Below are 21076 nucleotides of genomic sequence, written 5' to 3' on the forward strand. Positions count from 1 at the left end.
GCCGTTATTTAGCGGAAATCACTGATTATGTAGTGGCAAAACGAGCCGGTGTTACGGATGGTTACGGACAAGGGGGCGCTATCCACAAAAAATTGACGATGCTGGAGGCCCCGGTTTTATTGGGCTTCAGCGCAGCGCGATTTTTTTGAACGGAAATTTGTTACGGGCAGTGCGACAAGCGCGCATTGCTACACGGGACACTCGGCGGCATAATGTAGCCCCTTTTTTCTGCCCCTACATGTGGAAGGTTCCCGTGACTCAGAAGCCCGACCAGTGTCTTGGTGAATGGATCGACCGTGAAGCACTCGCAGAAGCGATGATTCCGCTTATCGGTCAGCTCTACCGCAATAACAACGTGGTGAGCTCGATCTATGGCCGCAGCCTGATCAATCGTTCAGTCATTGCGATTCTCAAAGCTCACCGCTTTGCTCGTCACCGTCAGTCCGACGACGCCGAGCTGTCCGTCCACGAAACATTCCCGCTGCTCAAAGCAATGAGCGAGCTCAAGCTCGGCGCCGCTTCGGTGGACCTGGGCAAGCTGGCGGCCAAATTCAAGGCTGAAGGCAATGGCCGTACTGCCGAGCAGTTCGTCCGTGAAGAAATGGCCGACGTGGTTGGCCAGCAGAACGCTTCCGCCCGCAAAGGCACCGACGTTGTTCTTTACGGCTTCGGTCGTATCGGCCGTCTGCTGGCGCGCATCCTGATCGAGAAAACCGGTGGTGGCGACGGCCTGCGTCTGCGCGCCATCGTCGTCCGCAAGGGCGCCGAGAACGACCTGGTCAAACGTGCCAGCCTGCTGCGTCGTGATTCGGTTCATGGTCCGTTCGATGGCACCATCACCATTGATGAAGCCAACAACACCATCACCGCCAACGGCAACCTGATCCAGGTTATCTACGCCAAGAGCCCAGCCGAAGTCGACTACACCCAGTACGGCATCGATAACGCCCTGATCGTCGACAACACCGGTGTATGGCGTGACGCTGAGGGTCTTGGCCAGCACCTGGCTTGCCCGGGCGCTGCCCGCGTGATCCTCACCGCACCTGGCAAGGGCGCGCTGAAGAACATCGTGCATGGCATCAACCATGGCGAGATCACCCCTGAAGACAAGATCATCTCGGCGGCTTCCTGCACCACCAACGCCATCGTGCCGGTGCTCAAGGCAGTCAATGACAAGTTCGGTATCATCAACGGCCACGTCGAAACCGTTCACTCGTTCACCAACGACCAGAACCTGATCGACAACTTCCACAAGGGCAGCCGTCGTGGCCGCGCCGCGCCGCTGAACATGGTTATCACCGAGACCGGTGCCGCCACCGCAGCCGCCAAAGCACTGCCAGTGCTCAAGGGCAAGCTGACCGGCAACGCGATTCGCGTTCCAACGCCGAACGTGTCGATGGCTATCCTGAACCTGAACCTGGAAAAGGCCACCACTCGCGAAGAGATCAACGAGTACCTGCGCCAGATGGCCATGCACTCGGATCTGCACAAGCAGATCGACTACGTCAGCTCGCAGGAAGTGGTTTCCACCGACTTCGTTGGCTCGCGCCACGCTGGCGTCGTGGATGCTGAAGCAACCATCACCCAGGATAACCGCGTTGTTCTGTACGTTTGGTACGACAACGAATTCGGTTATAGCTGCCAGGTGGTTCGCGTGATGGAAGACATGGCCGGTGTAAACCCGCCAGCATTCCCGCGCTAAGCCTTAGCCGCTCATGAAAACGCCCCGACTTTGGTCGGGGCGTTTTTATTGTGCGCCCAGCATGGGCGCAATCTTGTGGGTGAAAGTCCCGCCGTGAGCTGACCACAGCGAACGAAGTGAAGCGCAACTGCATGAGGGTGACCGAGTGTGGGGAGGAAGCGTGAATCGAAACCGTGAGCCGATGGACAAGAACCGGATATAAGGCGATGCCGACCAGGGCGAGCGGGCAATAAATCGCAAAGCTCTTGTGGTCAAAGGGCGGCAACGTAAATCCGGCGGTTGTGCGGGGAAGGATTGCGTTCTTACCTGGGGAGATCTCGCCTCGTGCCTGAAAGGGCGACGGCGTAAGCCGGAGCGAGAAGTCAGCAGAGGCCGTAGTAGTCTTTTTTTTGACGAAGGGCCGAACGAGAGAAAGCGTTATAGGCCATGTTGATGCGAACGACCGGAAGTCAGATGCCTGCCAAACGCGGGGCGGATAGAGACTGCGAACGGTGAAACCGTGAGAAGCTCCGTCAGCGACGAGGTCAATCGCCCGCAAAATGAACCCGACAACGCAGGGCAAGGGCTGCTGGAGCGGGCCTTTGCGAGAGAAAACCTGAAACGGGCGTGGAAGCGGGTCAAGGCCAACAAAGGTGCGGCGGGAGTCGACGGTCTGGATATTGAACAGACCGCCGAGCATCTGCTGACTCGATGGCCAACAATTCGTGAACAGCTTCTATCAGGTGTCTACCGGCCCAGTCCGGTACGCCGAGTGGTCATTCCCAAACCTGACGGCGGTCAGCGCGAGTTGGGTATTCCCACGGTCACCGACCGCTTGATCCAACAAGCGTTCCTGCAAGTCTTGCAGCCAATACTCGATCCGACGTTCAGTGAACATAGCTACGGCTTTCGCCCGGGGCGCTCGGCGCAGGATGCCGTTCTAGCGGCTCAGCGTCATGTGTCTTCAGGGCGCAGAGTGGTGGTGGATGTTGATCTGGAGAAGTTCTTTGACCGGGTCGATCACGACATTTTGATTGATCGTCTAGGCAAAAGGATCGCGGACCGGGCGGTTGTTCGCTTGATCCGGGCTTATCTGGATGCGGGAACGCTGATCAATGACGTGGTCGAGAAAAGCCGCTGCGGGGCGCCGCAAGGCGGTCCGCTGTCGCCGTTGCTGGCGAATGTGCTGCTGGACGAAGTGGATCGGGAGCTTGAGCGTCGAGGTCATTGCTTCGTGCGCTATGCCGACGATGCGAATGTGTATGTCCGCAGTCATAAGGCGGGGCAACGGGTGATGGACTTGCTGAAGCGTCTGTATGAAAGGCTGCACTTGAGCGTCAACGAGAGCAAGAGTGCGGTGGCGAGCGCGTTTGGCCGCAAGTTTCTGGGATACGCCTTCTGGGCTTCTCCACAAGGCGTCAAAAGAGCAGTGGCGGTCAAGGCGCGCAAGCAGTTCAAACAACGGATACGCGAACTCACCCGTCGCTCAGGCGGTCGCAGTCTGCGACAAGTTGTCGAGAACCTACGCCCTTATCTTATGGGCTGGAAAACTTACTTCGGGTTGTCACAAACGCCGAAAATCTGGCGAGAGCTGGACGAGTGGATGCGACACCGATTGCGAGCGATCCAGCTTAAACAATGGAGGCGTGGTCCGACGATTTACCGCGAACTGCGGGGGTTGGGAGCCAGCAGCCAAACGGCTCGGAAAGTGGCGGCCAACTCTCATAGCTGGTGGCGTAACAGCCGCTTTGAGCTCAATCGAGTGTTGAATGTGGCGTGGTTCGACAGACTGGGTCTGGTGCGACTCTCATAACCTCAATCTCTCGAACCGCCCGGTGCGGACCCGCATGCCGGGTGGTGTGGCAGGGGAGCGGCCTATGAAGGCCGCCCCCTATGCCGATTGTGCGGTTTGTCAATTGCAGGTCTGTTGTCTGGACCGGCCTCTTCGCGGGCAAGCCCGCTCCCACATTTGATCTATGTCGAACACAATTTCTGTGTTCACTAACGATCCAGTGTGGGAGCGGGCTTGCTCGCGAATGCGATCTATCAGGCGCCGCCGCCTACCACTGCCGCCCGCGCCGTCCGCTCTTCATGCCGGTTGCCCCGGAACAACACCAGCGTCGCAATCAACCCCATTACCGCCGCCGCACTCAGCCAGATCCCCGGTGCCGCCTTGTTATCCAGCACATGGATCAGATAAGTACAGGCCGCTGGTGTGAAGCCGCCGAAGGTCGCCGTCGCCAGGCTGTAGGCCAGAGAGAAACCGGTTGTACGCACTTCCACCGGCATGATCTCGGTCAGCGCCACGACCATGGCGCCGTTGTACGAGCCATAGAGGAATGACAGCCACAACTCGACGATCAGCAGATGGCTGAAACTCGGGTTCGCCACCAGCCACGACAGCGCCGGATACGCCGTGAGGATCGCCAGAATGGTCGCCGCCAGCAGCAGGGGTTTACGGCCGATTTTGTCGGACAGGGTACCCATTACCGGCAGCCAGAAGAAGTTCGACAGCCCGATACACACCGTTACCAGCAACGCATCCATGTCCGACAAATTCAGTTCGGCCTTGCCGAAGGTCGGGGTGTAGGCGGTGATCAGGTAGAACGACACCGTGGTCATCACCACCAGTGCCATGCCGGCGATGACGATGCCGAAATTCTGACTGATCGAACGGACGATATCCCGCAGGGTAGGGCGGTGCTTGCGTGCCTGGAATTCAGGTGTTTCCTCCAGGGAGCGGCGAATCACGAAGATCGCCGGCACGATCATGCAGCCGATCAGGAACGGAACGCGCCAGCCCCAATCACCCATTTGTTCCGGACTCAGCCAGTGGTTCAAGCCCACCCCCAACAGCCCGGCGAAGACCACCGCTGCCTGCTGGCTGGCGGACTGCCAACTGACGAAGAAGCCTTTGCGGCCCGGCGTGGAGATTTCGGCCAGGTACACCGACACACCACCCAATTCAACGCCCGCCGAGAAGCCTTGCAGCAGGCGACCGAACAACACGATCAGCGGAGCGGCAACACCAAGGGTGGCGTAACCGGGCACACAGGCAATCAACACCGTACCGGCAGCCATCAAGGCAAGGGTGATGATCAACCCTTTGCGCCGACCATGGCGGTCGATGTAAGCACCGAGAAAAATCGCCCCCAATGGGCGCATCAGGAAGCCGGCGCCGAAGGTGGCCAGCGACAGCATCAAGGAAGCGAAAGCGCTATCGGCAGGGAAGAAGGTTTTGGCGATGGCCGTGGCATAAAAGCCGTAGACCATAAAGTCGAACATTTCGAGGAAGTTGCCGCTGACAACGCGAAAAATCGCTTTGCCTTTGCCCGTATTAGAGGACATTTGAAGGTACTCGCTTTTAGCTGTCTTATCGGAAATCCCTGATTTAGACGCGTCCATCTGCGTGGCCTGGGAAGACGAATGTCCCTTGCAACAGCTTGTAACAATATGTGTGAAGGGGTGGATAGGCAACAATTAGTTAGCTGGCTGCTTAAACGTTTTTGCCATTGCGCGGCTCGTCTACGGAACAGGAGCGAATTAGATCCCTGTAGGAGCGAGGCTTGCCCGCGAAGGCGATTAACCTGACACACCGTCTTCGCGGGCAAGCCTCGCTCCTACAGAGGCTAGTGCATAATGGCGGGCCCTGGCGCCGTGTCAGGTTGGTCTATGGGGGTGAATTTGTTGAGCTGGCGGCTGATTGCAATAGTAGTGCTGACTGGCATCCTCTCAGGCTGCGGCAGCGGCGACTCTATGGAAAGCTTCGGCGGCCCGACCATGGGCAGCACCTATTCGATCAAGTACGTACGCCACGCCGGTCTCCCAGCTCCTGCGCAAGTCCAGGTTGAAGTCGAAAAAATCCTGGCCGAAGTCGACCGGCAAATGTCGACCTACCGCAGCGACTCCGATATCGAACGCTTCAATCAATTACCCGCTAACCGTTGTCAGACAATGCCCGCCTCGATCCTCGAATTGGTCCGCGTCGGCGAGCAGCTGTCAAAGCAGAGTGAAGGTTCCTACGATTTGACGGTGGAGCCTCTGCTCAATCTCTGGGGCTTCGGCCCCCAGGCTCGCGAGGAGAAAGTCCCGACTGCCGAAGCGCTCGCCGAGGTGCGGCAGAGAGTAGGTCACGCACATTTGCACATCGACGGCGATCAGTTATGCAAGGACGCCGCCGTCGAAGTGGATTTCAACAGCATCGCCGCCGGTTACGCGGTCGATTTAATCGCCGCAAGGCTCGAAGCGCTGGGTATTCATAATTACCTGGCCGAAGCCACCGGCGAACTCAAGGCTGCCGGCAAGAAACTCGACGGCTCACCGTGGCGCATTGCCCTGGAAGAGCCCCGCGACGATCAACAAGTGGCCGAGCGCATCGTCGCCGTCGACGGTTACGGCCTTTCCACGTCCGGTGACTACCGTAATTATTTCGAGCAAGGTGGGCAGCGTTATTCCCACACCTTCGATGCCCGTACCGGCGCGCCGATCTCACACACGCTGGCGTCTGTCACGGTCATTCATCCTTCAGCGTTGATGGCCGATGGCCTATCGACGCTGTTGCTGATTCTCGGCCCGGAGCGCGGTTGGGATTACGCAGAAAAGCACGATATCGGTGCATTTTTTGTGATTCGCGCCGATACAGGTTTCGTCACCCGCACCAGTCACGCTTTTGATCGCCTCAGTGGCGGCAAAACCGAGTGATTGCGGCGATTCAAGCATCGAAAACTGGCGTTGTAGTGCAGGCAAAAGTAGCCTACGACGCGACCAAGGGTTAATGTGCGCGGCGTTGACGCTTCTATAGACTGTGTCCGGGTTCTGCACTGGCCCCAAATTGTTCCTTCACGCCACAGATCGGCGTGATTTAGCCGCAGGTGCCGATGGCGCCACGGCCTGTTCTGAGGAGTACGCATGGCTGTCTACAACTACGACGTGGTGGTGTTGGGTTCCGGCCCGGCGGGAGAAGGCGCGGCAATGAACGCCGCCAAAGCAGGGCGCAAGGTGGCGATGGTCGACAGCCGTCGTCAGGTCGGCGGCAACTGCACCCACCTGGGTACCATCCCGTCCAAGGCACTGCGTCACTCGGTCCGGCAGATCATGCAGTTCAACACCAACCCGATGTTCCGGGCCATTGGTGAACCGCGCTGGTTTTCGTTCCCGGACGTGCTGAAAAGCGCTGAAAAAGTCATCTCCAAACAAGTCGCTTCGCGCACCGGTTACTACGCCCGTAATCGCGTTGACGTGTTCTTCGGTACCGGCAGCTTTGCCGACGAGCAAACCATCGAAGTGGTCTGCGCCAACGGTGTGGTCGAAAAACTGGTGGCCAAGCACATCATCATCGCCACCGGCTCGCGTCCGTACCGTCCGGCCGACATCGATTTCCATCACCCGCGTATCTACGATAGCGACACCATCCTCAGCCTCGGCCACACCCCGCGTAAACTCATCGTTTATGGCGCCGGTGTGATCGGTTGCGAATATGCGTCGATCTTCAGCGGTCTGGGTGTGCTGGTCGAGCTGGTGGACAACCGCGGTCAATTGCTGAGCTTCCTCGACTCGGAAATTTCCCAGGCCCTGAGCTACCACTTCAGCAACAACAACATCACGGTTCGCCATAACGAAGACTACGACCGCGTCGAAGGCGTGGACAACGGCGTGATCCTGCACCTGAAATCCGGCAAGAAGATCAAGGCCGACGCCTTGCTCTGGTGCAACGGCCGGACCGGCAACACCGATCAGCTGGGTCTGGAAAACATCGGCGTGAAGGTCAACAGCCGTGGTCAGATCGAAGTCGACCAGGCTTACCGCACCGGCATTCAGAATATCTACGGCGCGGGCGACGTGATCGGCTGGCCGAGCCTGGCCAGTGCCGCCCATGACCAGGGTCGTTCGGCTGCTGGCAGCATTGTTGATAACGGTAGCTGGCGCTTCGTGAATGACGTGCCGACCGGCATCTACACCATTCCGGAGATCAGCTCGATCGGCAAGAACGAGCAGGAGCTGACCCAGGCCAAGGTGCCGTACGAAGTGGGCAAGGCGTTCTTCAAGAGCATGGCGCGGGCGCAGATCGCCGGCGAGCCGCAAGGCATGCTGAAGATCCTTTTCCACCGTGAAACCCTGGAAGTGCTGGGCGTTCACTGCTTCGGTTATCAGGCCTCCGAGATTGTGCACATCGGCCAGGCAATCATGAACCAGCCGGGCGAACTCAACACCCTGAAGTACTTCGTCAACACCACGTTCAACTACCCGACCATGGCCGAAGCTTATCGGGTCGCGGCGTACGACGGCCTCAACCGGCTTTTTTGAGCGGCTCCGGCCGGTGGCCTGAGCCGGCCGGGGAGACCGATTTCAGCAATTCTCGAGCGTGGCGGTGGCCAAACCGGGAAAGTCTGTAATCAGGCTGTCAACGCCGAAGTCGGCGAGTCTGCGCATCAGCGCAGGCTCGTTGACTGTCCACACCGACACATGCAGCCCCTGACGCTGCGCCTTCTGCAGGCGTTCCGGCGTACACAGGGTCCAGTTCAGCGCCAGAATCTCGCAGCCATAGCTTTGCGCGACCTTCAGCGGGTCGAGCCAGGCGTATTCGGCCACCAGCCCGCGCGATACATCCGGCACCAGGTCCAGCGCGGCCTTCAATACTTCGCGCGAGCTTGAGGTGATCGTCACCTTGTCCAGCAGGCCATGCCGCTGCGCCAGTTCACGGATCGCCAGCACGGTGGTCGCGGCGCGTGTGCGCGAAGCACTTTTGACTTCCAGTTGCCAGTGCTCGAAATCGCATTGTTCGAACAACGCTTCCAGCGTCGGGATCGGACATGGCTTGATCCAGCCGGGCCCGCCCTTGCGCGCGTCGTAGGTCACCAAATCCGCCGCGGTTTGTTCGGCGACCTTGCCGCGCCGGTCGGTGGTGCGCTTGAGTGTTGGGTCGTGGATGACCATCAGCTCGTTGTCCATGGACAGGTGCAGGTCCAGTTCGCAACGGCGTACGCCGTGCTTGAGGCATTGCTGAAAGCTGGTCAGGGTGTTTTCCGGTGCTTCGCCCTTGGCGCCGCGATGGCCGTAAATGAGGGTCACGGTTCTTCCTTAAATTAATTGCCTGATTCGAGTAGTTCGCGGGCCAGACGTCGTTCCTGGGCCTGCTTTTGCAAGATGTAACGGGCCAACAGCTGTCGCTGGGCATCGGTCAGGTGTTCGAACTCGGTGCCGACGTCGTAACCATCGCCCTTGCGGTCGCAATGAGTGACACGGGCGCGCAGCAACAGGCCCAGGGCTTGCGGCATCAGCACCAGTTTGACCGACAGGCGTGCGTTGGCGGCAATGGGGGTCGGGTTCTGAAAGTCGATACCGCCCTCGGAGATGATTACCGGTTGCGGCTCGCCGATCTCCCCAAGCACAGTGATAGCGATCACCTGACTGAGCAAATCGATGCGTTTGTTCTGGGATTTGAGGAAGGCCGCGAGGTTGCGGTCGCGCTCGCTGATCTGGCGCAGCAGATGTTGCGACTCGAATTCGCTCAGGTGCAATTCGCTGAGCAAATTGAAGAGTGGGGAAGCATCCTGCAACACTTCGTGGCCTGCGGCTTCGGGAGCGGACAGGGGCCGAATTTCCAGTGCGATCGTGTCCTCGATACGGTAGTATTCGCGGCGATCTTCTTCATCTAATGTCGACATGGCGAACCCATGGTAGCGGCGGTGGTCTGAGTGTAAAGCTGGTTATCGACCCCCGCCACAAGGACGTTCCTTTTCCCTCCGAACAAGCCCCGACATGTTCAGACCTCTCTTCGTATTTATCGGCACGCGTTATACCCGTGCAAAGCGTCGCAATCATTTTGTGTCATTCATTTCCCTGACTTCGATGATCGGGCTCGCCCTTGGCGTGGTCGTGATGATTGTGGTGCTGTCGGTGATGAACGGCTTCGATCATGAGATGCGTACCCGCGTGCTGGGCATGGTGCCCCACGCGACCATCGAGGCCGGTGAGCCGATCAGCGATTGGCAAAGCCTGGCCACCAAGGTCAAGCAGAACCCGCAGGTGACGGCCGTGGCGCCGTTTACTCAGATGCAGGGTTTGCTGACCAACAACGGCAAAGTCTCCAAAGTCCTGCTCAATGCCATCGACCCGGCGCTGGAACGCCAGGTGTCGATCATCGATAACTTCATGCAGCAGGGCAAACTAGACGATCTCAAGCCGGGCGAGTTCGGCATCGTCATCGGCGACAAGGCGGCGGCCAAGCTCGGTGCGGCGGTCGGCGACAAGCTGACATTCGTGGCGCCGGAGGTCACCGTAACCCCGGCCGGGATGTTCCCGCGCATGAAGCGCTTTACCGTGGTCGGCATCTTCCATGTCGGCGCCGGCGAGATCGACGGCTATCTGGGCATCACCAATCTCCAGGATCTGGCGCGGCTGCATCGCTGGAAACCGGATCAGGTCCAGGGCATTCGCCTGAAGTTCGACGACCTGTTCCAGGCACCGCGCACCGCGTGGAGCATCGCCCGGGAGCTCGGTGAGGATCATTACTACGCCCGCGACTGGACCCGCACCCACGGTAACCTGTATCAGGCGATCCGCATGGAAAAAGCCATGATCGGCCTGCTGTTGCTGCTGATCGTCGCCGTCGCCGCGTTCAACATCATTTCCACGCTGGTGATGGTGGTGAATGACAAAAAGAGCGATATCGCGATCCTGCGTACCCTTGGCGCCACACCGGGCACGATCATGCGCACATTCATGGTGCAGGGCACGGTCATCGGCGTGGTAGGCACGGCGATCGGCGCGGTGGTCGGGATCTTCGCCGCGCTGAACGTCAGCGCCGCGATCTCGGCGCTTGAAGGCCTGATCGGGCACAAATTCCTCAACGCCGACGTGTACTTCATCGATTACCTGCCGTCGCAGGTGCAGAGCCAGGACGTAGTGATGGTCTGCTCCGCGGCGTTGGTCCTGAGTTTCCTCGCCACCCTGTATCCAGCCTGGCGTGCCGCGCGCACCCAGCCTGCGGAGGCGCTACGTTATGAGTGAGTTGGCATGAGTGATAAAGCAATCTTGAGCTGCCGCAACCTGGGCAAATCCTACGAGGAAGGCCCGGAGTCGGTGGAGGTTCTGGCCGGTTTGCAGCTGGAACTGCATCCGGGTGAACGCGTGGCGATTATCGGCAAGTCGGGTTCGGGCAAAAGCACCTTGCTCAATTTGCTGGGTGGCCTCGATACGCCGACCAAGGGCAGTGTCTGGCTCGACGGTGAAGAACTCTCGGCGCTGAGCGAAAAGAGTCGCGGCCTGCTGCGTAACCGTGCCTTGGGCTTTGTGTACCAGTTCCACCACTTGCTGCCCGAGTTCACCGCGCTGGAAAACGTCTGCATGCCGCTGCTGATCGGCAAAACCGCGATTCCGGAAGCTCGCAAACGGGCAACCGCGTTGCTGGAGCGGGTAGGGTTGGGTCATCGCCTGGAGCACAAACCGTCAGAGCTGTCCGGTGGTGAACGCCAGCGCGTCGCCATCGCCCGCGCCCTGGTGAACAATCCAGGCCTGGTGATGCTCGACGAGCCGACCGGCAACCTCGACTCTCACACCGCCGAAGGCATTCAGGATCTGATGCTCGAACTCAGCACTTCGATGCGCACAGCGTTCCTGGTGGTGACCCACGACATGAACCTGGCCCGCCAGATGGATCGCGTCCTGCACCTGCAGGAAGGTTGCCTGACGCCTATCTGATTGGTCGAAACCCGATGCCTGTAAAGGCGTCGGGTCTTTTATTTTTATACGGTGCCCCAGCGAATGTTCAGACCGTTATCGATCTTTATCGGCACGCGCTATACCCGCGCCAAGCGCCGCAATCGCTTCGTTTCCTTCATCTCGATGACCTCGATGATCGGCCTCGCCCTGGGCGTGCTGGCGATGATCGTGGTGCTGTCGGTGATGAATGGCTTCCAGCGCGAAATGAGTTCGCGCATCCTCGGCATGGTCCCGCACGCGACCATCGTTGGCGTCAACCCGATTGATGATTGGCAGCCCGTTGCCGCAGCTGCCATGAAAAACCCGGAAGTCACGGCAGCAGTGCCGTTCACCGAGATGGAAGGCATGCTGTCCTACAAGGGCACGATGCAGCCGATCCAGGTCAGTGGTGTCGATCCGGCGCTGGAAGGCCAGGTGTCGATCGTGGCCAAGCACATCGTCCAGGGGCGGCTTGATGCCTTGAAGCCGGGCGAGTTTGGCGTGGTGATCGGCGAGATCACGGCGCGACGCTTTCGCCTGAACGTCGGTGACAAGATCACCTTGATCGTCCCGGAAGTCAGCAACGCACCGGGCGGCATTACCCCGCGCATGCAGCGCCTGAACGTGGTCGGTGTGTTCAAGGTCGGCGCCGAGCTGGACGGTTCGATGGCACTGATCCACGTCGCCGACGCTGCGCAGATGCAGAACTGGGAGCCAAATCAGGTACAGAGCGTGCGTCTGGCGGTGAAGGACCTGTACGCCGCGCCCAAGGTTTCCGGCGATATTGCCGGTGGGCTGGGCGCCGCCTACAAGGCTGATGACTGGACCCACACTCAGGGCAGCCTGTTCAGCGCGATGAAGATGGAAAAACCATGATCGGCCTGTTGTTGCTGATGATCGTTGCCGTCGCAGCGTTCAACATCATCGCGACCCTGATCATGGTGGTGAACGACAAAGGCGCGGACATCGCGATCCTGCGCACCATCGGTGCCACGCCACGGCAGATCATGGCGATCTTCATGGTGCAGGGCACAGTGATCGGGATTGTCGGCACCTTGATCGGCGGTGTGCTCGGCGTTATCGCGGCGCTGAACGTGAGTGAGATGGTCGGCTGGATCGAGCGGGTCAGCGGTCAGCACATCTTCAGTTCCGATGTTTATTTCGTCAGCAACCTGCCGTCAGAGCTGCAGGGTGGGGATGTGTTGTTGATTTGCTCGGCTGGGTTTGTGCTGAGCTTCCTGGCCACCGTCTATCCGGCGTGGCGTGCGGCGAAGATCGAGCCGGCTCACGCGTTGCGGTATTCGTAACCTGATAGACCGCTTTCGCTGGCAAGCCAGCTCCTACAGGGGTTTGAGTTGTTCACACTATTGTGATTCAGCTCGGTCACTGTGGGAGTGAGCCTGCTCGCGATGGGGCCGGTCCTGCCGCTATCAATCTCCCTTCGGTAACTCGATCACAAACCGCGTCCACCCCTGATCCGATACACAGCGAATCTGCCCACCATGGGCACGAATGATCGACTGGGTAATCGCCAATCCCAGCCCCGCATGCTCACTGCTACCTTCATGACGCGCCGGGTCTGCCCTATAAAAACGGTCAAACAGGCGTGGCAGCAATTCTTCGGAAATCCCGTCACCGTTATTTTCAACAGTCAGGCTCAGGCCTTTGGGCTGATCGAAGATCCGTACCCGAACCTCGCCATCGACCGGTGTAAACCGCAACGCATTGTCCAGCAAATTCGATAACGCCCGCCGCAACATGCTGCGGTCGCCCTCTATGCGGGCATTTCCTGCGCGGTTTAGCGTCACCCGGGCGTCCTCCGCCAACGGCGCAAAAAACTCCAGCAACACGTCCACTTCCTCCGCCAGCTCCAGTCGTTCGCGCTTGGGCATCAACAAACCGTGGTCCGCTTTCGCCAGATAAAGCATGTCGTTGACCAATTGCGCCATCCATTGCAGCTCTTCAAGGTTGCTATGCAATGCTTCTCGATAGTCTTCGATGGGGCGTGGGCGGGTGAGGGTGACCTGGGTGTGGGTCAGCAGATTCGACAGCGGTGTGCGCAGTTCATGGGCAATGTCAGCGGAGAACGCCGACAACCGTTGAAAGGAGTCGTCGAGACGTCCGAGCATGGCGTTGAAGTTGTGGGCCATTTCCGCCAGTTCCGGCGGCATGTCCTCTTCGGGCAGGCGGGCGTTTAGCGATTGCGCCGAAACACCGCTGGCCACCGCGCTCATGCGCCGTAACGGTCGCAAGCCACTACGGGCTGCCCAGGCTCCAAGTAGCGCGGTGGCCAGGGCCGACAAACCCACAGTCAGCCAGATCAGGTGCTGCATGCGTTGCAGGAAGTGCTGGTGATGGGTGATGTCCAGCAGCAGGGTCAATTGCGGTGAATCAGGCTGGTCGCAAAACAGTGGCGCATTCAGGACACGGTAATCGGTGCCGTCGTTGTTGATCGTCGATAGCCCGGTTTTTGCGGGAGTTTGCCGGGCAGGTTCGCCGAGCTGTCGTACCAGCGTTTGCCATCGCTGCCGGTGATACGCAACGACAGATCGGTTTGCCGGCTCAACTCATCGGCCAGTTTGATTTCGCTGTCGCTCGATTGAATATCGTGCAGCGCCCGTCGCAAGCCAATCAACTTGGCATCCAGCAATTGCTGATCGAGCTCAATGAAGTGCACCTCGCTGGCGCGGCTGAACAGTACCCGGCAAATAACGACACCACTGCAGTACACGCCGCAAAAAGCAGGGCCAGACGACTGCTCAACGAAAGTCGCTGCATCAGGCGGGACGCTCTTCGAGCACGTAACCCATGCCGCGTACGGTGTGGATCAATTTGCAGGGAAATTCGTCGTCGACCTTCAGACGCAAACGGCGAATCGCGACTTCGATGACATTGGTGTCGCTGTCGAAGTTCATGTCCCACACCTGTGAGGCAATCAGCGATTTGGGCAGCACTTCGCCCTGACGGCGCAGGAGCATTTCCAGCAGGGCGAATTCTTTGGCCGTCAGGTCGATGCGCTGGCCGCTGCGCTCCACTCGACGGCGGATTAAGTCCAGGCGCAGGTCGGCCAGTTGCAGGCTGGTTTCCTGAGGTGATGCGCTGCCACGACGCAACAGGCTGCGCACCCGGCCAGCAGCTCGGAAAAGGCGAAAGGCTTGACCAGGTAATCGTCGGCGCCGAGTTCGAGGCCGTGAACCCGATCCTCCACGGCATCCCGTGCAGTCAGAAACAGTACCGGCGTGTCCAGGCCGGCGCTGCGCACTGCTTGCAGAATCTGCCAGCCATCGCGCCCCGGTAGCATCACATCGAGAATCAGCAACGCGTATTCGCCGCTCAACGCCAATTGCTGGCCGGTGCTGCCATCGGCCACCAGATCGGTATTGAAACCGGCCTCGGTCAGGCCTTGGCGCAGATAATGGCCGGTTTTCGGTTGGTCTTCGACGATCAGCAGTTTCATGGGCGACTCGGGCTTCTTGATGGAACGAAAGCTTTATACCGTGGGCGACGGTGGTGCAGGCCAACCTGACAAAGTTGTAATCTGGCTGTCAGGTTGCGGGCAGCGGTGGCAGTTTAGAGTTTTCCCCAGGCTGAACCTTATTTTGTTGGAGAACGACGATGTTTTGCGCAAATCCGTGGTGCTGGCCGCCTGTGTGTTGGCATTGAATTCGCCGGTGTGGGCATCACCGTTGCAGACCTATGACTTCGGTCAACCGGCGCCGGCGGCCAAGGCGAGCCGCAGTGTCGAGGTGGTGATGGGTGACATGACGTTCACCCCCAAGGCCATCGAGATCAAGGCCGGGGAAACCGTGCGCTTCGTGCTGGTGAATAAAGGCCAGTTGCTGCATGAATTCAATATTGGTGACGCGGCGATGCATGCCAAACACCAGCAGGAAATGTTACAGATGCAGCAAAGCGGCATGCTCACGCCTACAAGCGTGAAGGAAATGGACCACAGCGCCATGGCCGGTATGGATCACGGCGCCATGGGGCACAACATGGAGAGCGACATGAAAAGCGGCATGAAGCACGACGACCCCAATAGTGTGCTGGTGGAACCGGGCAAAACTGCTGAATTGACCTGGACCTTCAGCAAGGCCACCAACCTGGAATTTGCCTGCAACATCCCCGGTCATTACCAGGCCGGCATGGTCGGCAAATTGACAGTCAGTCAGTAAGCACTCAAAGGCGGGAGCAAAGGCTGGTAGAATCCGCTGATTCTTCAGTCAGGATTCCACCATGCATCCCGCCGCCGAACATTCGCCGCTGGGCAAGTCCAGCGAATACATCGCCACATACACGCCGTCCTTGCTGTTTCCGATCCCGCGTACCGCGAAGTGGGCCGAGCTGGGCCTGACGGCTGAAACGTTGCCGTACAAAGGCGTGGACTTCTGGAATTGCTTCGAACTGTCGTGGCTGTTGCCGTCGGGCAAGCCGGTTGTGGCGATCGGCGAGTTCAGCATCCCGGCGGATTCGCCGAACATCATCGAATCGAAGTCGTTCAAGCTGTACCTCAACTCCCTGAACCAGACGCCGTTTGCCGACACCGCGAGCCTGGAAGCGACGCTGTGCAAAGACCTGTCTGCCGCCGCCGGCAACGCGGTCGGCGTGCGCATCCGCAGCCTGAAAGATGTCGAGGCTGAAGGCGTCGTGGCATTGCCGGGCGTGTGCATCGACGAGCTGGATATCAGCGTCAGCAACTATGAGCATCCGCGTCCGGAGCTGCTGCGTTGCGACGAATCGCGCATTGTCGAAGAGAGCGTGCATAGCCATCTGCTTAAATCCAATTGCCCGGTGACCAGTCAGCCGGACTGGGGCAGCGTGGCGGTGGAGTACCGCGGCGCGGCGCTGGATCACGCGAGTTTGCTGGAGTACATCGTCAGCTTCCGCCAGCACTCGGACTTCCATGAACAGTGCGTGGAGCGGATTTTCCTTGATCTGCAGCGGTTGCTGAAACCAGAGAAATTGACGGTGTATGCGCGCTATGTGCGGCGTGGCGGGTTGGATATCAATCCGTATCGCAGCACTGAAGAAGTGCGGCTGCCGAACCATCGCCTGGTCCGCCAATAAGAATAACCCCTGTAGGAGTGAGCTTGCTCGCGATGGAGTGTCAGCTACCTTGGCGTCGACTGACACACCATCGCGAGCAAGCTTGCTCCTACATTGCATTCGGTGGGTTCAGATCCCCATGTTACCCAAGGCTTGCGCGATGTTGCGCAGGGTGCCGGCAAGGGTCGGGTGTTCGAGTTCGAAGCGTTCGACGGCCAGGTTGACGCCATCGGCGAGGCTGGCGTCATGGGTTTTGGTTTCGAGCTCAAGCTTGAGTTCGATCTGTTGCATCAGTTCGTGCAGGTTCTCGCGCTCTGATTCGGACAGCGGAGGATTCTGTTCCAATTGCTCGCGCAGGGCATTGAGCTGTTCTTGCAGTTCGCGGGCAGGCATGGCGTTCTTCCTTTTCTCGATTGGCACTGGCATAGACCGCAGCGCAGCTGGCAAAAATCTATGGCTGACCTTTAGATTAATCCACTCCCGCGCAACCTGCATGCCTTCATAGGTGTGAGGCGGCGATCAGGGCTTTTCGCCCTTGAGCCGACGCAGGCGGATATCTGCCAGGCAAGTGTCGAGTTCGCCCAGGTGATCAATCACCGAATGCACGCCCAGGCCAAACAGCTGGACCGTTGCCTTGCCGCGTTTAATGTCCCGCTCCTGTTGCGACAATGCCTGCCATTGCGTGGGCGAAAGCCCGCAGAGTGAGCCACAGGACGCCAATCCGATCGTCCATAGTCCGGCGTTGAGCCCCGCCTGCAGCAAGCGCGGTTCGCCGCTGACCAGCACACAGCCATCCAGTCGCTCAACGTTCAATGCCATCAGCGCTTGCCAGCACGCATTCGGTGCTGGCCACGGTTGGATTGTTGCTGGTTGTTGCGATGGCTGTGAAGGTTGTGAAGGCTTGATCCATTCCGGCAGTGTGCGGGCCAGGGAATGGCTGAGGGCAGGGGGCAGTTCATCGAGCCAGGCGCAGGGTATTTGTTGGCGCTGCAAGCTGCGCAGGCTGTCGAGGGCGCCAGGCGTGGCCTCGGCGTGCTCGGCGCAATGGTCGCCCAGCAAGCGCGTACGAGCGCCGAAATCCACCAGGCAACCACTGAGACCGAACAGCACGGCGGTCAGGTTAGGCGCGGTTTGAGGCAAAGTTTCGGCGTGCGGCATGTCAACGTCCCTGAAATAGCCTCAAGGCTAAGGATCGTCGGTGACAGTTGAGTGACATGGATGTGAAACGCTCACAATTGACACCAATCATCCACAGGCCCAGGCGCAGCGATGCTGCCTAAAATGGCATTTGCGTCTTATACTATCGGTCTTTACGTCGGGCCAGGCGCCCGGCGACGGTACAGTCCAAGGAGTTTGTCTATGCGCTGGAGCAATTATCTAGCTCAGCTTTGTGTGTCCGCCAGCGTGCTGCTGGTTCCGTTCGTTGCCCAGGCAGCTTCGGAAGACGATCCTTGGGAAAGCATCAACCGCCCGATCTACCAATTCAACGACGTGGTCGACACTTATGCGCTGAAGCCTTTGGCCCAGGGCTATAAGTTCGTGACGCCGCAATTCCTGGAAGACGGCATCCACAACATGTTCCGCAACGTCGGCGAAGTGTCCAACCTCGCCAACGATATCCTGCAGGCCAAACCCGCGGCGGCAGGGGTCGACACTGCACGTTTTATCTTCAACACCACCTTCGGCGTGCTGGGCTTCTTCGACGTCGGCACCAAAATGGGCCTGCAACGCAACGACGAAGACTTCGGCCAGACCCTTGGTTATTGGGGCATGGGCAGCGGTCCGTACCTGATGCTGCCGCTGCTCGGCCCAAGTACCTTGCGTGACGCGCCATCGAAGTTCGTCGATAGTTATACCGGCCCGTACCGCTACATCAACGACGTACCGGTGCGTAATTCGGTTTTCGGTCTGAACATTGTCGATACCCGCGCGAACTTGCTGTCCTCGGAAAAATTGATCACAGGTGACAAATACACCTTTATTCGTAACGCGTACCTGCAGAACCGTGAATTCAAAGTGAAGGACGGCCACGTCGAAGACGATTTCTGATCCTGACCAGTAAATGAAGAAGGCGGCCATTGAGCCGCCTTCTTCATTTTCGCCCACTTCGGTCCTTCCATTGAGTTACCGTTTTGACGGTTCTTATAACTCCCGGTGATTTGAAGAGTGCAGGCGCTCAAGCGACCATCGGTGTGAGCTTGAAACGCCTCGCGGATGGGAGTACCGTCTGCGCCTTAGAAGGGCACCTCTGGTGTACATGTGAGTAGGGCAAATGCTCGAAAACAGTGCAATAGAGAGGCTAGAAAGCGAATCCAGTAGTGTGAGCCGGGCCATAACCCGAGCCGCTACGCCAACCTAATTCTGGCGCCGTTTGCCCACATGCCAAAAACCAGTGCCACGCTGCTGATAATCGATGATGACGAAGTAGTGCGCGCGAGCCTCGCCGCCTATTTGGAAGACAGTGGTTTCAGCGTCTTGCAGGCCAGCAATGGTCAGCAGGGCCTTCAGGTATTCGAGCAAGACAAGCCCGACTTGGTCATCTGCGATCTGCGCATGCCGCAGATGGGTGGACTCGAACTTATTCGCCAGATCACCGAGCTGTCACCGCAAACGCCAGTGATCGTAGTGTCGGGTGCCGGCGTGATGAACGATGCGGTCGAAGCGCTGCGTCTGGGCGCAGCGGACTACCTGATCAAACCTCTCGAAGATCTGGCTGTGCTTGAGCACTCTGTACGTCGGGCCCTGGATCGTGCGCGCCTGCTGCTGGAAAACCAGCGCTACCGTGAGAAGCTGGAAAAGGCCAATCGCGAGCTGGCGGCCAGCCTGAACCTGCTCCAGGAAGACCAGAACGCCGGTCGCCAGGTGCAGATGAACATGCTGCCGGTCAGCCCCTGGACCATCGACGAGTTCAAGTTTGCTCACCAGATCATCCCGTCGCTGTACCTGTCGGGTGATTTTGTCGACTATTTCCGGGTCGACGAGCGTCGTGTTGCGTTCTACCTGGCGGACGTTTCCGGTCATGGCGCCTCTTCAGCCTTCGTCACCGTGCTGCTGAAATTCATGACCACGCGCTTGTTGTTCGAGTCCAAGCGCAGCGGTACCTTGCCGGAATTCAAGCCTTCAGAGGTTCTTGGTCATATCAACCGGGGCCTGATCAGTTGTAAGCTGGGAAAACACGTCACAATGGTCGGTGGAGTCATCGACGAGGAGACAGGTTTGTTGACCTATAGCATCGGCGGTCATTTGCCGTTGCCTGTGTTGTACACACCCGACAGTGTTTGTTATCTGGAAGGGCGTGGCCTGCCGGTGGGCCTCTTCAATGAAGCCACCTACGAAGACCACGTACTGGAACTGCCGCCGACGTTCAGCCTGACGCTGATGTCTGATGGCATACTGGACCTTTTGCCAGAACCAACACTCAAAGAAAAAGAAGCTGCGTTGCCCCAACGGGTCAAGTCAGCGGGCGGCAGCCTGGATGGTCTGCGGCAGGTTTTCGGATTGGCCACGCTAGGGGAGATGCCGGATGATATCGCCCTGTTGGTGTTGAGCAGGAATCTTTAATGAGTACTGGTAGAATCCAGTTCGCCGAGCAGGACGGCACCTTCGTCCTCAAGTTCGTCGGTGAAGTTCGCCTGACCCTGTGTTCGGCGTTGGATGCGACTATTGAGAAAATCTTCACCGCGATGAATTTCAACGCGATCGTGATTGATTTGACCGAAACCCGCAGCATCGACAGCACGACCCTTGGCTTGCTGGCCAAACTGTCGATCCTGTCGCGGCAAAAGGTCGGCCTGCTGCCGACCGTCGTCACCACCCACGAGGACATCACCCGTCTGCTGCAGTCCATGGGCTTCGAGCAAGTGTTCAACATCGTTGATCAGCCTGTGGCGTGCCCGGAATGCCTGGACGACTTGCCGGATCAGGATCAGTCCGAAGAAGTGGTGCGGATCAAGGTGCTTGAAGCGCACAAGATCCTCATGGGCCTGAACGACTCCAATCGTGAAGCGTTTCATGATCTGGTGAATGCGCTGGAGCGGCATTGATTCCTTGAATCACTTGACGCCGCTTTTGTAGGAGCGAGCTTGCTCGCGAAGGTCGTGAACGATGACGAGGGAAACCTGGCACCCCGTGGTGCTCTCAGGTTCATCGCGAGCAAGCTCGCTCCTACAGGAAAATGCATCACCTGTGGGAGCGGGCTTGCTCGCGAAGGCGTCCGCCCAATCTCCACATCTTCTAGCGCGAAGCCAACCCGTTGCACAGCAGACACAAAAAAGGGCGAACCCGACAAGGTTCGCCCTTTTTGCATTCCAGCTACTCAGATCACAGCTTGGCCTGCAGCAACGCCTCAAGCTTTTCCTGGTCCCGGGCAAACTGACGAATCCCTTCAGCCAGTTTCTCGGTTGCCATGGCGTCCTCGTTGGACAACCAGCGGAACTGCGCTTCATTAAGGTTCAAGCGCGTTTCACCGGCGTGGCCCGGCGCCAGTTTGCGCTCCAGCTTGCCGGCAGCGCCCATCACCACAGTTTTGTAATCGTTGGCCTTGTAGTAGTTGTAGATGCGGGTCACCAATCGTGAAGCGTTTCATGATCTGGTGAATGCGCTGGAGCGGCATTGATTCCCTGCGTCACTTGACGCCGCTTTTGTAGGAGC

General features: G+C 58.8%; 16 protein-coding genes and 4 pseudogenes. 12 read left to right on the plus strand and 8 right to left on the minus strand.

Annotation, left to right across the window (positions count from 1 at the left end; genetic code table 11):
* Positions 1-238 precede the first annotated feature (238 nt).
* Both CES87_RS17710 and ltrA read left to right on the plus strand, forming a co-directional pair.
* Positions 239-1702, plus strand: a complete 1464-nt coding sequence (locus CES87_RS17710; protein WP_128607140.1) for a glyceraldehyde-3-phosphate dehydrogenase — start codon at positions 239-241, stop codon at positions 1700-1702.
* Between the two features lie 499 nt (positions 1703-2201).
* Complete coding sequence (gene ltrA / locus CES87_RS17720) at positions 2202-3494, plus strand: group II intron reverse transcriptase/maturase (RefSeq protein ID WP_128606251.1); 1293 nt, start codon at positions 2202-2204, stop codon at positions 3492-3494.
* Between the two features lie 233 nt (positions 3495-3727).
* Here ltrA and CES87_RS17725 read toward each other — a convergent pair whose 3' ends face one another.
* A complete protein-coding gene (locus CES87_RS17725; protein WP_128607141.1) occupies positions 3728-5029 on the minus strand; it encodes an MFS transporter in 1302 nt (433 codons plus the stop codon).
* Between the two features lie 324 nt (positions 5030-5353).
* Between CES87_RS17725 and CES87_RS17730 the strand changes: the two genes are divergently transcribed.
* Together CES87_RS17730 and sthA are read left to right on the plus strand one after the other, a co-directional pair.
* Positions 5354-6382 carry an FAD:protein FMN transferase gene (locus CES87_RS17730; RefSeq protein WP_128607142.1) on the plus strand — a complete coding sequence of 343 codons (1029 nt, stop codon included), beginning with the start codon at positions 5354-5356 and terminating at the stop codon, positions 6380-6382.
* 207 nt (positions 6383-6589) lie between these two features.
* On the plus strand, positions 6590-7984 hold the full coding sequence (gene sthA / locus CES87_RS17735) for a Si-specific NAD(P)(+) transhydrogenase (RefSeq protein ID WP_128607143.1): 1395 nt from the start codon (positions 6590-6592) through the stop codon (positions 7982-7984).
* A gap of 42 nt (positions 7985-8026) precedes the next feature.
* Here the strand turns inward: sthA and CES87_RS17740 are convergent, their stop codons facing one another.
* Together CES87_RS17740 and CES87_RS17745 are read right to left on the minus strand one after the other, a co-directional pair.
* Positions 8027-8749 carry a glycerophosphodiester phosphodiesterase gene (locus CES87_RS17740; RefSeq protein WP_128607144.1) on the minus strand — a complete coding sequence of 241 codons (723 nt, stop codon included), beginning with the start codon at positions 8747-8749 and terminating at the stop codon, positions 8027-8029.
* A gap of 14 nt (positions 8750-8763) precedes the next feature.
* Positions 8764-9345: a PilZ domain-containing protein gene (locus CES87_RS17745; RefSeq protein WP_128607145.1), complete on the minus strand. Its 582-nt coding sequence runs from the start codon at positions 9343-9345 to the stop codon at positions 8764-8766.
* 94 nt (positions 9346-9439) lie between these two features.
* Here CES87_RS17745 and CES87_RS17750 point away from each other — a divergent pair, with 94 nt between their 5' ends.
* From CES87_RS17750 to CES87_RS17760, 3 genes and pseudogenes are all read left to right on the plus strand, one after another.
* Positions 9440-10690, plus strand: a complete 1251-nt coding sequence (locus tag CES87_RS17750; RefSeq protein WP_128607146.1) for a lipoprotein-releasing ABC transporter permease subunit — start codon at positions 9440-9442, stop codon at positions 10688-10690.
* A 6-nt stretch (positions 10691-10696) separates the two neighbouring features.
* Positions 10697-11380 carry a lipoprotein-releasing ABC transporter ATP-binding protein LolD gene (lolD, locus tag CES87_RS17755; protein WP_128607147.1) on the plus strand — a complete coding sequence of 228 codons (684 nt, stop codon included), beginning with the start codon at positions 10697-10699 and terminating at the stop codon, positions 11378-11380.
* Between the two features lie 63 nt (positions 11381-11443).
* Positions 11444-12687 (plus strand): annotated as a pseudogene (locus tag CES87_RS17760) (lipoprotein-releasing ABC transporter permease subunit).
* A gap of 123 nt (positions 12688-12810) precedes the next feature.
* On the opposite strand, the pseudogene CES87_RS17765 reads toward CES87_RS17760, so the two are convergent.
* Together CES87_RS17765 and CES87_RS17770 are read right to left on the minus strand one after the other, a co-directional pair.
* Positions 12811-14158 (minus strand): annotated as a pseudogene (locus CES87_RS17765) (heavy metal sensor histidine kinase).
* Positions 14158-14837 (minus strand): annotated as a pseudogene (locus tag CES87_RS17770) (heavy metal response regulator transcription factor). Before CES87_RS17770 ends, CES87_RS17765 begins: the two co-directional pseudogenes overlap by 1 nt.
* Before the next feature lie 163 nt (positions 14838-15000).
* Between CES87_RS17770 and CES87_RS17775 the strand changes: the two are divergent.
* Positions 15001-15555: a plastocyanin/azurin family copper-binding protein gene (locus CES87_RS17775; protein ID WP_371858221.1), complete on the plus strand. Its 555-nt coding sequence runs from the start codon at positions 15001-15003 to the stop codon at positions 15553-15555.
* Between the two features lie 61 nt (positions 15556-15616).
* Entirely contained in the window at positions 15617-16447 is an 831-nt protein-coding gene (queF, locus tag CES87_RS17780; protein ID WP_128607149.1) for an NADPH-dependent 7-cyano-7-deazaguanine reductase QueF, read from the plus strand.
* Positions 16448-16555: 108 nt separating this feature from the next.
* On the opposite strand, the gene CES87_RS17785 is transcribed toward queF, so the two are convergent.
* Positions 16556-16819, minus strand: a complete 264-nt coding sequence (locus tag CES87_RS17785) for a DUF4404 family protein (RefSeq protein ID WP_128607150.1) — start codon at positions 16817-16819, stop codon at positions 16556-16558.
* Positions 16820-16945: 126 nt separating this feature from the next.
* Entirely contained in the window at positions 16946-17584 is a 639-nt protein-coding gene (locus CES87_RS17790; RefSeq protein WP_128607151.1) for an HAD family phosphatase, read from the minus strand.
* A gap of 201 nt (positions 17585-17785) precedes the next feature.
* On the opposite strand from CES87_RS17790, the gene CES87_RS17795 reads away from it, so the two are divergent.
* The 3 genes from CES87_RS17795 (at position 17786) to rssC (ending at position 20469) form a co-directional block, all read left to right on the plus strand.
* Entirely contained in the window at positions 17786-18475 is a 690-nt protein-coding gene (locus CES87_RS17795) for a VacJ family lipoprotein (RefSeq protein WP_128607152.1), read from the plus strand.
* A gap of 330 nt (positions 18476-18805) precedes the next feature.
* Positions 18806-19987 carry a two-component system response regulator RssB gene (rssB, locus tag CES87_RS17800; protein WP_128607153.1) on the plus strand — a complete coding sequence of 394 codons (1182 nt, stop codon included), beginning with the start codon at positions 18806-18808 and terminating at the stop codon, positions 19985-19987.
* Positions 19987-20469 (plus strand): anti-sigma factor antagonist RssC, encoded by a 483-nt coding sequence (gene rssC / locus CES87_RS17805; protein WP_096512627.1) that lies wholly within the window; start codon positions 19987-19989, stop codon positions 20467-20469. Before rssB ends, rssC begins: the two co-directional genes overlap by 1 nt.
* Before the next feature lie 277 nt (positions 20470-20746).
* On the opposite strand, the pseudogene CES87_RS17810 reads toward rssC, so the two are convergent.
* A pseudogene (locus CES87_RS17810) lies at positions 20747-20992 on the minus strand (transaldolase family protein); the annotation flags it as partial.
* Positions 20993-21076: the final 84 nt, after the last annotated feature.

The sequence above is a fragment of the Pseudomonas sp. ERMR1:02 genome, from assembly GCF_002277815.1.
Classification (GTDB): Bacteria; Pseudomonadota; Gammaproteobacteria; order Pseudomonadales; family Pseudomonadaceae; genus Aquipseudomonas.